This window comes from Planococcus sp. YIM B11945, from assembly GCF_050864155.1.
GTDB lineage: Bacteria > Bacillota > Bacilli > Bacillales_A > Planococcaceae > Planococcus.
In genome coordinates this window covers 1-13409 of the sequence record NZ_JBOZWR010000001.1, presented here as the reverse complement: position 1 = coordinate 13409, position 13409 = coordinate 1, and the positions used below count along the sequence as shown (strand labels likewise).

Below are 13409 nucleotides of genomic sequence, written 5' to 3'. Positions count from 1 at the left end.
TACTGGGCTTATAAGCGCTCGTGATGTCTAAAACGAAAGAGGAGAAACGATGGAAACCAACAATCTTTCTTTCAACTCCGTTGACGACTACATGCTGCAATTCTCTCCAGAAATTCAAGAAAAACTGCAAATCTTGAGGGAAATCGTGAAAGAAGAAGCTCCGGAAGCACAAGAAACGATCAAGTATGCCATGCCCACTTTTGTATTAAATGGAAACTTGCTGCATTTTGCTGCTTTCAAGCATCATATTGGTTTTTACCCGACGCCCAACGGAATCGACTATTTCAAAGACCGCTTGGCCGTATACAAAAACGCCAAAGGAAGTGTCCAATTTCCTTTAGACGAACCGCTTCCTTATGAGCTGATTCGGGAAATTATCCAATTTCGAGTAAATGAAAACAGGAAAAAAGGAAAAAAACACGGGAGCCAGTAGCTTCCGTGCTTTCATTTTTCCTGTCACTTTTTATATCAACCTTCCAAGCCAAGCTTTTCCGTGCAGATTGCTTCCACTAGATCATCAAGCGACCCGATAACAATTTCAACTTCCGGCAAATGATAAAACGTGCTTGTTGTTTCAACATCCATCACCGCATCAGTCAATGAATGCAAATACACTTTTTTATTAGCACCGAGCGCAATGCCCATTTCAATATGGCTGTCTTTCCCCGCAGGCAGCAACACCACTACAAAATCGGCAGCTAAAACCGCTTGCCTTTCGTATGCGCCGATTTTTTGCAATTGGCCAATGGTGGACGCCCGGCCGTTCAGCGTCCAATCGTAAGTCTGAACATATCCAAGCTGATTGAGCTTCTCACCGACGACCGAAACCGCTTCGACATTGGCAAAACTTGAGGCTATGTAAAAATTCATTTATTGATCCTCCAGCAATTCTTTTAAAAAGCGTTCCCGGTGGTCCAAGAAATACTTGGTGATTTGATAGTGATCGGTCATTTCATAGCTCATTTCCTGGATTTCGTCATCAAAACTTAAAATTTGAGCATCGGGGTATCCAAGAAGAATCGGCGAATGCGTCGCGATAATAAACTGGCAATTTTCCCGTTTCGTTAAGTCATGCAAAATCCGGAGAAACGCCAACTGGCGCTGCGGCGAAAGCGCTGCTTCCGGCTCATCGAGCAAATACAGCGCCCGGCCATTAAAACGGTTGGCGAACAACGAAATAAACGATTCCCCGTGCGATTGATGGTGCAGCGACCGCCCACCGTACGCTTGAAAACCGGTGCTGTCGATTTCATCAATATGCGTCGCAAAATGATAAAACGATTCCGCCCGCATGAAAAAGCCATTAGTCACTTTCGGCATCCACGACAACCGGAGATAATCGCCCAATACAGCTTCTGCTGAAGGAACTTCATAAAAATTATTACGCCCGCCGCCCGCTGTATTAAATTCGCATTTTGCAGCAACAGCTTCCAAAAGCGTCGACTTCCCGGAGCCGTTTTCCCCGACAAAAAATGTCACATCGCTCGTTAAATCCAGCTGCTCAAAGTTTTTCAAAGACGGGATATTAAACGGGTATTGTTCAAAATCCGTTATCTTGTCCCGCAACAGGCTGATTCGTTTCAAAAACATCGATTCACTTCCTTTCTGCTTCAGCGTAATTTATTTAAAACTTAAAATGAATAAAGCAACTGCGCTTCCTACTCAGTTGATTCCTTTAAGTTTTTTCAGCCGCGTTTCAAACTTATTGCGCCATTCATCGGCCAATTCCGGAACCGCTAATATTTGCTTTATGCCTTCTACGTCTTTTGGCCGGTGAAAATAAACATCGTTCGTGTACCACACCGAAATTTTCTGAGGGTTCGCTTCTACTAGTTTTATTTCAGCGTCCGCACGCACACTGCCTTCTTCCAATACGCGGCACATGAATCCAGTAAACCCAGTTTTAATCATGGCTTTCATCAATGGCGTCATATCCACATAGCGGTCAATTGTATGGCATGGCACGCGTCCTTGCGTCACTTGAATCAAGGCTTCACCCAGCTGATAAATGTTGCCGATGTAAACATCTTCCTCAAGCATATTGGTCGCGGTCACATTTTCGCCAAATGTCGCATTTGGCAAAGGTTTGCCGAATGCGTTTTCCCAGCGTGCATAATGTTCATACGGATAAATGCACACGGCGCGGTCTGGGCCGCCGTGGTGTTTTAAGTCGGCTACTTGATCGCCTTGAAAACTTTCTTTTGATAGAAATACTTCTTCCACCTGCTTCTTGCGAATCGCGGTAAGCATCTCTTTTCCTTCGCCATACTTCATCGTTTCCGGCAAGCCAATCGCCAAGTTTTTAATTTCAATAGTTGCCATATTGCCTATCCCCGCTTTCACTAAAAACCATCTATACTGCCATGGTAACATAGAAAAAGCCTGAATTCTCGTTGAATTCAGGCTTACTGCTTAAATCTTCACTTGGTATCCAATGCCGTTTTCAACACTAAGCTGGATCTCGCCGTTTGCCACATGGATTTCCGGTGTGATGACGTCTTCCTGCCAAAAATGGCCGGAATCTGAAAAATCGCCGGGCAAGATGATGCCGGGCAACGACGCCAGCGCCAAATTATGCGCTTTGGAAACGCCAAACTCGATCATGCCTCCGACCCACATTCCGATGCCGTGTGCTCGGCACAATTCAACCACTTTCAAGGTTTCGCTCCAGCCGCCGAGCCGCCCCATTTTCAAAACGACGATGTCGCCTGCTCGCGCCTCCATCATACGGCGCACATCTTCTACACTCCGTATGCTTTCATCCAAACAAATCGGTGTTTTCATTTCCCTTTTCGCCCGTGCATGCAGCTGCCATTCTTCTTCGCCAAACGGTTGTTCAATTAAAGCAAAGCCCACACCATCAAACGTCCGCAGCTGCTCGAAGGTTTCTTCATTAAACCCGCCATTGGCATCCGCAAAAAACAATAGATCCGGATACTCTTTAACCACTTGTTTCAGCATTTCGACATTTGTGGCCGGGTTTATCTTTATTTTTATGCGCTTGTAGCCGTTTTTTGCAGCATCACGGACTTGCTCCACAATTTTTTCTTCATCGGCTGCTACGACGACACCCGCCGGTATGGATTTCTGGACCCCGCCCACCAGTTTCCAAAGCGGCACGCCTTGTTTTTTTGCGAATAAATCCCATATAGCCATTTCAATGCCGGCTTTGGCCATGCGGTTGCCTTTAACATGGCGCATTCGTTCACTCGCTTCTCTCGGATCATTCAAGTTTTGATTGGAGAATAAGGGGACAAGCACTTGCTCCAACACAAACCGGCAGCTGGCGACCGTTTCTTCCGTGTACCAAGGAGTGGAAAACGCCACGCATTCCCCGTATCCTTCAAGGCCGCCGCTATCTGTGATTTTGATGAAGATGCTTTCGCGCTCTTCGACAAATTGCAAAGATGTCTTGAACGGCCGTTTCAGCGGCTTTTTTACCGAATAAAGCTCGATGGTTGAAATGCTTACGTCCATGCCTTCAGCTCTCTTCTAAGCAATTTATTCGAAGCGTTGCGCGGCAGCGACTCCACTGCACGGATTGATTTCGGCACTTTATAGGATGCGAGCCGTTCCCGGCAAAATACGATCAGTTCGTCCATGTCCATTTCCTGGCTGAGGACCACATAAGCCGCCGGAACTTCTCCCCATTTTTCATTTGGCACACCGCAGACACCTGCTTCGCGTACGAAAGGATGAGCGAGCAGCACTTTCTCGATTTCCGCCGGGTAAATGTTTTCCCCACCGGAAACGATCAAATCCGAACGCCGGTCGACGACAAATAAAAACCCTTCCGTGTCCATGTATCCGACGTCTCCCGTATGCAGCCAGCCGTCTTCTTCTACAGGCCGCTCCGAGAAACGGCCGATATAACCGGGTGTCACTTGTGGCCCGCGGATTAAAATTTCCCCGGTTTCGCCAGGAGCTGCGGCCCCTTCAATTTTCACGCCATACAAAAACAGCGGCTTGCCGGAAGAACCGATTTTTCGGGCGGCATCTGCAGGCTGCAAGGTCGTCGTTTGTGAACTTGTTTCCGTCATGCCGTACGTTTGCAAGACGGAAATGCTGTATGCCGATGCCCGTTCAATATAAGTGACGGGCACAGGGCCGCCGCCAGCCAAAATCGATTTAAAGCGCGGCGACACCGACATATGTTGCTCATCAAGCACGGTGAGGATCCTCTCCATCATCACGCCGACGACTGACATATGGGTGACACTGCCTTTTTCTAGTTCTTCAGCAGCAGCCATCGCATCGAATTTCGCATGAAGCCGGACGCCCATGCCGTAAATCAGCGAACGCATCAAAATCGAAAACCCGCTGATATGGAACAACGGCATAAAGCACAACCACACATCATCCGGTGAAATCCCGATATTCAACGCCGACGACACCGAACTGGAAAAATGGTTTTCCGCCGTTTGCCTCACGCCTTTTGGATTTCCTGTCGTCCCGGACGTGTACATGATCGAAATGGTCTGCTCCTGCGCCCATTCCTCCTGCGGAGCAAATTCACCCGGAGCCGCTTCGTTAACTTCGCTGAATAAAAGAAGGCTTGCCGCATCAATTTTTTCCTGCAGCTGGTCATCCACCAAGACAAAATCCGCTGCCGAATCTTCGATTTGATAAGCCAGCTCAGCTTTTGCCAGCCGCTCATTGAGCATGACCATTTCACAGCCGATATGAAGGCAGCCATACATGACAAAAACAAATTCCGGATGCGATTTGGAAAGAATAGCGACGCGGGAGGTTTTATTCACACCAAGCGCCGTTATTTTTGCAGCATAGGTTAAGGCAATGGCATTGATTTCCGAAAATGTCCATTCCCGGTCTTCAAACGACAGCGCCATTCGCCCGCCGCTTAAATAAGCCCGCTGTGATAGCCAGTTTGGGTACATCATGCTAAAAAATCCTTTCTTTAAAAAAAGCCGTCCCCAGAAGAGGACAGCTTTCAATTATTCAAAATCACGGGAAACGAGGGAATTGACCGAAATCCGGTTTGCGTTTTTCTTTAAACGCATCGCGGCCTTCTTTCGCTTCGTCTGTTGTGTAGTAAAGCAATGTTGCGTCTCCAGCCATTTGCTGAAGTCCAGCAAGGCCATCGGTATCAGCATTCATCGCAGCTTTAACAAAACGAAGTGCAGTCGGGCTCATTTCAAGCATTTCCTCACACCATTGAACCGTTTCGTCTTCAAGGCGCTCATAAGGAACAACCGTATTGACTAAGCCCATATCAAGTGCTTCTTGTGCATCGTACTGACGGCACAAATACCAGATTTCGCGCGCTTTTTTATGCCCGATGATGCGAGCCAAATAGCCAGAACCGTATCCAGCATCAAACGAACCGACGCGCGGTCCAGTTTGGCCGAAACGTGCGTTGTCCGCAGCAATCGTCAAATCGCAAACCACGTGCAAAACATGCCCGCCGCCGATTGCAAAACCTGCAACCATTGCCACTACCGGTTTTGGAATGACACGGATCAAGCGCTGCAGATCCAATACGTTCAAGCGTGGAATCTCATCTTCTCCCACATAGCCGCCGTGTCCGCGGACGGATTGGTCGCCGCCTGAACAGAAAGCTTTTTCGCCTTCACCCGTTAAGATGATGACGCCTACTTTTGAATCATCACGTGCACGTGAAAATGCATCGATCATTTCATGGACCGTTTTTGGACGGAATGCGTTGCGCACTTCCGGACGGTTGATCGTCACTTTGGCAATGCCGTTGTACGTTTCGTATTTAATATCTTCATATGTACGTTCTGTAACCCATTCTCGAGTCATGATGTTCCTCCTCAAAATTTTAGTAGCAAATACTCCTCTACTATTGTAGCAAACTCAAGCGGTTTTTCCACGTGAATTGCATGCCCCGCCTGCACAACTTTAAATTGCGCATCCCGAATCCGCTCCTGCATCGCTTTTGCAATCCCCATAAACTTCGGATCCAGCGCCCCTGCCACCAATAAAACCGGCATCCGCATGTCTTCAAGCTGGCCCCAATACGACTCTTGCGAACCAGTTCCCATGCCGAGCAAACTATTGGCGAGGCCGACCGGATGCTGTGCCAACCGTTCTTCGCGAACCGCTCGCTTAACAGAATCCGGCAAATGTTTTTGGCTGTCAAACAGCTCAATGTTTTCCCAGAAATCCACAAACGCCGGCACGCCGTCTTTCAGTAGCCGTTCAGCAAGCATTGCATCATTTGTCCGCCGCTGTTTTTGCTCTTCTTGAGTTCGCAGCCCCGGAGACGCACTTTCTAAAACTAGCGCTTCTACTCGCTCTGGATACGTGCACGCATAGGCAAGAGCCGTGCGGCCACCCATCGAATAACCCACAAGCATAAACTGCTCCAATTCCAATTGGGCAAACAGCTCTTCCAAATCGTTTAGTTGCTGAGCCATGGCATATTTCTCAACTTGCTCAGGGCTGTCGGTCTGTCCATGGCCAATCAAATCGACCAAGACAATCTTAAACTCCTGCAAGCGAGCAATTACCGGAAGCCAGGTTTTTGAACTTCCCGTAAAACCGTGCAAAAAAACCAGCGTGGGCTTTTTCGTTTCATTGACTATTTCCACATGGTAGCGGACACCATTTGCTGTCAGGTCCATTGCTTCGCCAGCTCCTCATCAAACCGGCTCCACAATTTGCGGTGCACCAGCACATTTTCCTGCCGGTCGGTAAACACTTCAATGATTTTCACAGATTTTGTTTTTTCCGTCTGCAGCGCATCCGCTAATTGCGTTTTCGTGTGCACAGCCGCGTACTCCGTGTCGTACATGTTTGCTGCGTCGCTGAACGTCAGGCCGGTCGGCGTGCCGAACAGCTCTTCAAAATGGCGTTCTTCCTGTGACTGGGGCAAATACGAGAAGATTCCGCCGCCATCGTTGTTCATGATAACAATCGTCAAATCCGTCTGCTGCATTTTTGATGCAATCAAGCCGTTCATGTCATGCAAAAACGACAAATCACCGATAAACAAATACGCCGGGCGTTTTCCTGCTGCCTGAACGCCAAATGCGGTCGATACCACGCCGTCAATGCCATTCGCTCCGCGGTTGGCAAAAATGCGGATGTCGCGCTGGGTCGCTTTAAAAAACGTATCCACGTCGCGTATCGGCATACTGCTGCCGACGACCATGTCGCACGCATCCAATTCGTCAAAGAAAACTTTTGCCAAAACGCCTTCATCCAGTTCTTCTTCACAATGCTGTTCCATCACGCGCCAAAAAATTTCAGACGCCCCGGTCCATTTCAGCCGGTATTCTGATGCCGGCTTTGCTTTGATTGGCAGTTGCCATAAATTATCTGCAGAAGCCTGGATATGATGCGTAACAACCGATTGCGCATCCCGCACCATTGCGCTTTCGTCAAAAACTACATAAGTTTTTGGCCGAACGGCAGTCAAATACAGCGACAGCGGCTTTGAAACCGGCTGCGGCCCAACACGGATTACAACATCCGGCACCATTTCGTCTTTAAAGAGTTTATTTTTCAATAATGCATCATACGAATCAATGATTAAATCCTTGCAAGAAGGATCAATTTTAGCCCGCAAATTGGACAATGGATCTGCCAGCACCGGCCATTGCAATTTTTGGACAAACTGCCAAAATTCCTGTGAAACCGGTGCAGTCATTTCGCCCATCACCAAAAGCCCTTTTTCCTGTTTCAGCACGTCCTGCAAAAATACTTCCGCTTCATTCGTTAAAGCAGTTGCAGCGCCGAAATGCGCAATTTCCCCTTGGCTTTCGTAATGCTGTTCAAAATCAATGCGCAGCGGCTCCCGAAAAGGCACATTGATGTGGACCGGCCCTTTTGGTTCCGTTTTCGCAGAGGCGACCGAACGGTGCAAATGGCGACCGAGGAAATCCAAGCGATTGTCCAGTTCCGGCATCGGCAAATCAACCGACCATTTCACATGCGACCCGAACAAATTGATTTGATTGATAGCTTGTGGCGCGCCGACATCCCGCAATTCATGTGGTCGATCCGCCGTTACGACAATAAGGGGAATTCGTGCGTAATAGGCTTCGACAATAGCCGGGAAATAATTGGCAGCAGCCGTTCCCGATGTGCAAAGAAGCATAACCGGCTCCCTAGAAGCTTTTGCTAAGCCAAGCGCAAAATAAGCGGCTGAACGTTCATCTATTTGGCGGTACACCGTCAATCCTTCTTGCTTCATGCATGCATAGGCAAGAGGCGTCGACCGGGATCCCGGGCTGATCACCGCATTCTTCACTCCTAAATGCACGATAGAATGCGTAAAAGCAGATACATATTCCGTTAAAAATTCACGATTTGTCACTTAATTGACCTCCAAGCGTACGGAGCATCGGCCGGAACTTGACCCAAGTTTCTTCGTACTCTGATTCAGGGGTAGAATCTTCAACAATTCCACCTCCTGCATATAAGTAAGCTTCTTTTCCATTTACAAACGCTGAACGAATTGCCACTGCAAATTCGCCGTCCCCACTTGCATCTATCCAGCCGATCGGTGCAGCGTAATAGCCGCGGTTCATCGTTTCATACTGGCGGATCAAGCTGAGCGCCGCTTGTTTCGGCTCTCCGCCCAATGCAGGCGTCGGATGTAAATCACGCACCAAATCAAGCAGCGTCGACTGCGGATTCAATTTGCCTTGAACCGGTGTATACAGGTGCTGGATATCGCGGATTTTCATCAAACGTGGCGCTTTCGGGACCACAACTTCCTGGCAGTGCTCGTTAAAGACATTATTGATCATGTTGACCACATACTGGTGCTCGGAACGGTTTTTTCGGTCTGCAAGCAACGTTCTGCCCAATTCTTCATCTTTTTCTTGTGTTGTTCCGCGCGGCGTCGATCCTGCCAAACAAGTCGACAACGCTTTACGAGCTTCCACTTTCACCAATCGTTCCGGACTCGCGCCGAAGAAAAACTGGTCTTCTGCTTCAAAACCGAACAAAAAGCTTTCCGGTTGTTCGGTTGCCACTTGGTTCAACACCGAAGATGCCGAAAGCGTTTGGTCAAACGTTAATTTTAAAGATCTTGCAATCACTACCTTATCCGCTTGTTTCGCTTTGATGATCGCCGTCACTTTTTTAATTGATTCCAAATACTCATCTTTTTTCACTTCTTGCCGGTTAAACGCTGCCGGTTTGATGTAGTTTTTCTGCTCTGCTGCTTTAGCTGCGCGAACAAGCATATCACGTTCTTTTCTCAGTACTGAAAAATCGTCCCCAGCTTCTTCTTTCTTGCTGACCAAATGAATGCTAATGTATGAGCGGCCATCTTTGACAAGCAGCTGAAAGGTCGGAACCGCAAAATAAGCGTCCGGAAAATGCGTCCATACGCTTTGCATTTTATTCAATGGATCAAACGAGAATCCGCCGAATAAAACCGGTTGAATGGATTGCTCTTTATTAACGATTTGCTTGCACAAGCTTTGCCAATCCTGTTTAATTTCCTCAAACCGTCCGTGATGATTTGTTGTCGTTAACGTATAGGCATGGCCTAACCCTGCCATCGTAAACGTCTTTTCCCGGTTTTGCCAAAACATCCGTTTTCCTGTGAAGCGTTCTTTTCCTGCTTCAAAAAAAGCCAATGCAGACAATCCGGATACTTCAATAGTTTCAGTAAAAAAGCGATACGCTAAAAACCGCGTATCTTCATATTTATCGGTCGATGAATACGATTGTGAATTCACCAAATTACCTCCGTTTTCAAACAGCTGTTACTAAACTGCTTCACTTTTTAATCTCTATTCTCTATCATACTCTTTTCTCGAAAAATCGGCACACCATTTGCTGTCACTCAGCCGTTTTTGCAGTACAATATAGAGTGGAAAGAATCAAAGGAGAGATAAACATGACACATTCGATTCAAGCAGACCAAGGCTGGCGCGTCTGGTGGCAATTAACCCGCCCCCATACCTTGACCGCTTCTTTCGCCCCAGTATTTTTAGGAACGATGATTGCGCTCGATCAGTCTTCATCAATCGACTGGCTGTTGTTTTTGGCTATGCTGGTTGCCAGTTTGCTGATTCAAGCAGCCACCAATATGTTCAACGAGTATTATGATTTTGCAAGAGGGCTGGATAACGAAAAATCCGTCGGTATCGGCGGCGCCATTGTCCGCAACGGCGTCAAGCCTAAAACCGTCCTAACTTTAGCATTGATGTTATATGTTATCGCCGGCATTATCGGCATTTGGATTTGTTCTCAGACAAGCTGGTGGCTATTGCTCGTTGGCGGAATCGCCATGTCAATCGGCTATTTGTACACCGGCGGCCCGTATCCCATAGCTTACACACCTTTTGGCGAACTATTTTCCGGTGTCGTTATGGGTTACTTGATTGTCATCATTGCCTTTTTTATTCAAACCGGCGAAGTGACCACCACTGCTTCATTGCTTGCAGTACCAAGCACTCTTCTAGTTGCAGCTATAATGTTAACCAATAACATTCGGGATATGGTCGGAGATGCTGCAAGCGGCCGTAAAACGTTGGCTATTTTAGTAGGACGCCCAACTGCTGTTAATATCCTGCTCGCCTTTTTCGCTTTGTCGTATCTTTGGGTGCTGGTATTAGTAGTTATGGGCGCTGTCACTCCTTGGACGCTTCTCGTATTTTTGAGCGCACCAAAAGCTGTGAAAGTTGTTAAGACCTTTAAACGCTATACAGAACCTTTAGAAGTAATGCCTGCAATGAAAGCAACAGGAATTACCAATACACTATTCGCTTTCCTTTTAGGAATCGGGCTTTTAGTCCATCATTTATTCACCCTATAAAAAGAGACTGGCTTTAGCAGAAATTATAGCTGCTAAGCCAGTCTCTTTTTATAATTAAAACATATAAAGCTTGTCACTTAGAATCCGCATAAGCTATTAAAGAATTACTGTGAAGGTCTTTCTCTTTGATGCATTCACCTTCTATTGTTCCCTTTAGATAGTTATTGATCAACTCGTTTTCATTTACAAATGGAGGTTTTATAGACAGCAGACCAAAAATCGCTCTTTAATTAAAAATGATTGGCAAAGCGATAACAAAAGCAGTTTTAGACAAAACAAAATACCATGCATCAGATGCATGGTATTTTAAGGATGACCCCTACGGGATTCGAACCCGTGTTACCGCCGTGAAAGGGCGGTGTCTTAACCGCTTGACCAAGGGGCCATATACTGGCGGAGAAGGAGGGATTTGAACCCTCGCGCCGGTTTCCCGACCTACACCCTTAGCAGGGGCGCCTCTTCAGCCACTTGAGTACTTCCCCAGTATGGCTCCGAAGGTAGGACTCGAACCTACGACCATCGCATTAACAGTGCGGTGCTCTACCACTGAGCTACTTCGGAATGGTGGGCCTAAATGGACTCGAACCATCGACCTCACGCTTATCAGGCGTGCGCTCTAACCAGCTGAGCTATAGGCCCATATGTACAAAATATGGAGCGGGTGAAGGGAATCGAACCCTCATCATCAGCTTGGAAGGCTGAGGTTTTACCACTAAACTACACCCGCAATATGGTGGGTCAGGACGGAGTCGAACCGCCGACACTTAGAGCTTCAATCTAATGCTCTACCAACTGAGCTACTGACCCACATATATGTAAGATAAAAATGGCGGTCCCGACCGGGATCGAACCGGCGATCTCCTGCGTGACAGGCAGGCATGTTAACCGCTACACCACGGGACCATTTGGTTGCGGGGGCAGGATTTGAACCTGCGACCTTTGGGTTATGAGCCCAACGAGCTACCGAACTGCTCCACCCCGCGATAATATTATTTACGAAGATTGGTTATGCTTTACGCTTAATGGACATCTGCTTCGGCTGACGCCTGCATCGATGTTACTTCGCCGTCTTCGTACGGCTCGTTGCTCCACCCCGCGATAATGATAATTCCTTTTAAAAAAGTTGTCCACCCATTTTAAAAATATGGAGGAGGAAGAGGGATTCGAACCCCCGCGGGATTTGACTCCCCTGTCGGTTTTCAAGACCGATCCCTTCAGCCAAACTTGGGTATTCCTCCAGGTTAATATATAAATGGTGGACCTTGCAGGACTCGAACCTGCGACCGGACGGTTATGAGCCGTCTGCTCTAACCAACTGAGCTAAAGGTCCTAAAAAAGTGGCGGCAGAGGGGATCGAACCCCCGACCTTACGGGTATGAACCGTACGCTCTAGCCAGCTGAGCTACGCCGCCAGGATCTTTAAATATATAGTTGGTGGAGCCTAGCGGGATCGAACCGCTGACCTCCTGCGTGCAAGGCAGGCGCTCTCCCAGCTGAGCTAAGGCCCCGTTGTAATGGTCGGGAAGACAGGATTCGAACCTGCGACCCCTTGGTCCCAAACCAAGTGCTCTACCAAGCTGAGCTACTTCCCGAACTGAATTGCTGAGTGTGAAAAAATATGGCGCGCCCGAGAGGACTCGAACCTCTAACCGCTTGATTCGTAGTCAAGTACTCTATCCAATTGAGCTACGGGCGCGTATGTGGTTTTTTGCAAACAAAATGGTGCCGAGGACCGGAATCGAACCGGTACGGTAGTCACCTACCGCAGGATTTTAAGTCCTGTGCGTCTGCCAGTTCCGCCACCCCGGCTTAGGGTCGGCTTGCATTGCATTTGAAAAAATGGAGCGGAAGACGAGGTTCGAACTCGCGACCTCCACCTTGGCAAGGTGGCGTTCTACCACTGAACTACTTCCGCAAAAATGGTGCGGGTGAAGGGAGTCGAACCCCCACGCCCGAAGGCGCTAGATCCTAAGTCTAGTGCGTCTGCCAGTTCCGCCACACCCGCGTGGCAATATGAAATTAAAAAATGGTGAGCCATGAAGGATTCGAACCTTCGACCCTCTGATTAAAAGTCAGATGCTCTACCAACTGAGCTAATGGCTCGTGCAAATGGTGCCGGAGAAAGGACTTGAACCCTCAACCTACTGATTACAAGTCAGTTGCTCTACCAGTTGAGCTACTCCGGCGAAAAAATGGTGGAGGATGACGGGATCGAACCGCCGACCCTCTGCTTGTAAGGCAGATGCTCTCCCAGCTGAGCTAATCCTCCAATATGTATGCCCAGCGACGTCCTACTCTCACAGGGGGAAACCCCCAACTACCATCGGCGCAAAAGAGCTTAACTTCCGTGTTCGGGATGGGAACGGGTGTGGCCTCTTTGCCATCATCACTGGACTCTTTTTTTGAAAGCCAAGTCTTATTATACCAACTCTGGCGAGTTTGGCAAGCGGTTTTTAAAACCGGACTTGTTCTTTCAAAACTGGATAGCCGACATTAGAAACGAAACGCGGGCACGCCTGCCCTTTTTGGTTAAGTCCTCGATCGATTAGTATTCGTCAGCTGCACGCGTCGCCGCGCTTCCACCTCGAACCTATCTACCTCATCGTCTTTGAGGGATCTTACTTGCTTGCGCAATGGGAAATCT

The 13409-nt window shown here is 48.0% G+C and carries 11 protein-coding genes, 20 tRNA genes and 2 rRNA genes; 2 read left to right on the top strand and 31 right to left on the bottom strand.

Annotated features, from left to right (window positions below; all coding sequences use genetic code 11):
• Positions 1-49 precede the first annotated feature (49 nt).
• A complete protein-coding gene (locus ACRRQV_RS00165; protein ID WP_432526434.1) occupies positions 50-433 on the top strand; it encodes an iron chaperone in 384 nt (127 codons plus the stop codon).
• A gap of 35 nt (positions 434-468) precedes the next feature.
• Here the strand turns inward: ACRRQV_RS00165 and ACRRQV_RS00160 are convergent, their stop codons facing one another.
• From ACRRQV_RS00160 to ACRRQV_RS00120, 9 genes are all read right to left on the bottom strand, one after another.
• Complete coding sequence (locus ACRRQV_RS00160) at positions 469-870, bottom strand: group-specific protein (RefSeq protein WP_432526432.1); 402 nt, start codon at positions 868-870, stop codon at positions 469-471.
• On the bottom strand, positions 871-1590 hold the full coding sequence (locus ACRRQV_RS00155) for an AAA family ATPase (RefSeq protein WP_432526430.1): 720 nt from the start codon (positions 1588-1590) through the stop codon (positions 871-873). It lies immediately after the preceding gene.
• 72 nt (positions 1591-1662) lie between these two features.
• Positions 1663-2322 carry an MOSC domain-containing protein gene (locus tag ACRRQV_RS00150; RefSeq protein ID WP_432526428.1) on the bottom strand — a complete coding sequence of 220 codons (660 nt, stop codon included), beginning with the start codon at positions 2320-2322 and terminating at the stop codon, positions 1663-1665.
• Positions 2323-2412: 90 nt separating this feature from the next.
• Positions 2413-3477, bottom strand: coding sequence for an o-succinylbenzoate synthase (gene menC / locus ACRRQV_RS00145; protein WP_432526426.1), 1065 nt, complete (start codon positions 3475-3477; stop codon positions 2413-2415).
• Positions 3468-4901, bottom strand: coding sequence for an o-succinylbenzoate--CoA ligase (locus tag ACRRQV_RS00140; RefSeq protein ID WP_432526424.1), 1434 nt, complete (start codon positions 4899-4901; stop codon positions 3468-3470). Before ACRRQV_RS00140 ends, menC begins: the two co-directional genes overlap by 10 nt.
• Before the next feature lie 64 nt (positions 4902-4965).
• Complete coding sequence (gene menB / locus ACRRQV_RS00135; RefSeq protein ID WP_432526422.1) at positions 4966-5784, bottom strand: 1,4-dihydroxy-2-naphthoyl-CoA synthase; 819 nt, start codon at positions 5782-5784, stop codon at positions 4966-4968.
• A gap of 11 nt (positions 5785-5795) precedes the next feature.
• A complete protein-coding gene (gene menH / locus ACRRQV_RS00130; RefSeq protein ID WP_432526420.1) occupies positions 5796-6608 on the bottom strand; it encodes a 2-succinyl-6-hydroxy-2,4-cyclohexadiene-1-carboxylate synthase in 813 nt (270 codons plus the stop codon).
• The gene (menD, locus tag ACRRQV_RS00125) at positions 6599-8305 is read right to left on the bottom strand and encodes a 2-succinyl-5-enolpyruvyl-6-hydroxy-3-cyclohexene-1-carboxylic-acid synthase (protein ID WP_432526418.1); all 1707 of its coding nucleotides are present in this window, start codon (positions 8303-8305) and stop codon (positions 6599-6601) included. The genes menH and menD overlap by 10 nt, the downstream gene beginning before the upstream one ends.
• A complete protein-coding gene (locus tag ACRRQV_RS00120) occupies positions 8292-9683 on the bottom strand; it encodes an isochorismate synthase (RefSeq protein ID WP_432526416.1) in 1392 nt (463 codons plus the stop codon). Before ACRRQV_RS00120 ends, menD begins: the two co-directional genes overlap by 14 nt.
• Positions 9684-9844: 161 nt before the next feature.
• On the opposite strand from ACRRQV_RS00120, the gene ACRRQV_RS00115 reads away from it, so the two are divergent.
• Entirely contained in the window at positions 9845-10765 is a 921-nt protein-coding gene (locus ACRRQV_RS00115) for a 1,4-dihydroxy-2-naphthoate polyprenyltransferase (RefSeq protein ID WP_432526414.1), read from the top strand.
• 313 nt (positions 10766-11078) lie between these two features.
• On the opposite strand, the gene ACRRQV_RS00110 is transcribed toward ACRRQV_RS00115, so the two are convergent.
• The 22 genes from ACRRQV_RS00110 to ACRRQV_RS00005 all read right to left on the bottom strand — a co-directional run.
• Positions 11079-11150: transfer RNA gene (locus ACRRQV_RS00110), tRNA-Glu, on the bottom strand.
• 6 nt (positions 11151-11156) lie between these two features.
• Positions 11157-11247, bottom strand: a tRNA-Ser gene (locus ACRRQV_RS00105).
• Between the two features lie 4 nt (positions 11248-11251).
• A tRNA-Asn gene (locus tag ACRRQV_RS00100) sits at positions 11252-11326 on the bottom strand.
• 1 nt (position 11327) lies between these two features.
• Positions 11328-11404, bottom strand: a tRNA-Ile gene (locus ACRRQV_RS00095).
• Positions 11405-11418: 14 nt separating this feature from the next.
• Positions 11419-11492 (bottom strand) — tRNA-Gly (locus ACRRQV_RS00090).
• Positions 11493-11496: 4 nt separating this feature from the next.
• Positions 11497-11572 (bottom strand) — tRNA-Phe (locus ACRRQV_RS00085).
• Between the two features lie 20 nt (positions 11573-11592).
• Positions 11593-11668 (bottom strand) — tRNA-Asp (locus tag ACRRQV_RS00080).
• A 3-nt stretch (positions 11669-11671) separates the two neighbouring features.
• Positions 11672-11748 (bottom strand) — tRNA-Met (locus ACRRQV_RS00075).
• A gap of 162 nt (positions 11749-11910) precedes the next feature.
• A tRNA-Ser gene (locus ACRRQV_RS00070) sits at positions 11911-12003 on the bottom strand.
• A 15-nt stretch (positions 12004-12018) separates the two neighbouring features.
• A tRNA-Ile gene (locus ACRRQV_RS00065) sits at positions 12019-12095 on the bottom strand.
• 8 nt (positions 12096-12103) lie between these two features.
• A tRNA-Met gene (locus tag ACRRQV_RS00060) sits at positions 12104-12177 on the bottom strand.
• 20 nt (positions 12178-12197) lie between these two features.
• Positions 12198-12273 (bottom strand) — tRNA-Ala (locus ACRRQV_RS00055).
• 7 nt (positions 12274-12280) lie between these two features.
• Positions 12281-12357: transfer RNA gene (locus ACRRQV_RS00050), tRNA-Pro, on the bottom strand.
• Between the two features lie 27 nt (positions 12358-12384).
• Positions 12385-12461 (bottom strand) — tRNA-Arg (locus ACRRQV_RS00045).
• Between the two features lie 24 nt (positions 12462-12485).
• Positions 12486-12574 (bottom strand) — tRNA-Leu (locus ACRRQV_RS00040).
• Positions 12575-12605: 31 nt separating this feature from the next.
• Positions 12606-12680, bottom strand: a tRNA-Gly gene (locus tag ACRRQV_RS00035).
• Positions 12681-12685: 5 nt separating this feature from the next.
• A tRNA-Leu gene (locus ACRRQV_RS00030) sits at positions 12686-12770 on the bottom strand.
• Between the two features lie 22 nt (positions 12771-12792).
• Positions 12793-12868: transfer RNA gene (locus tag ACRRQV_RS00025), tRNA-Lys, on the bottom strand.
• A gap of 7 nt (positions 12869-12875) precedes the next feature.
• Positions 12876-12951, bottom strand: a tRNA-Thr gene (locus ACRRQV_RS00020).
• A 7-nt stretch (positions 12952-12958) separates the two neighbouring features.
• Positions 12959-13034: transfer RNA gene (locus ACRRQV_RS00015), tRNA-Val, on the bottom strand.
• Between the two features lie 9 nt (positions 13035-13043).
• Positions 13044-13159: ribosomal RNA gene (gene rrf, locus ACRRQV_RS00010) — 5S ribosomal RNA — on the bottom strand.
• A gap of 131 nt (positions 13160-13290) precedes the next feature.
• Positions 13291-13409 (bottom strand): 23S ribosomal RNA (locus ACRRQV_RS00005); the annotation flags it as partial.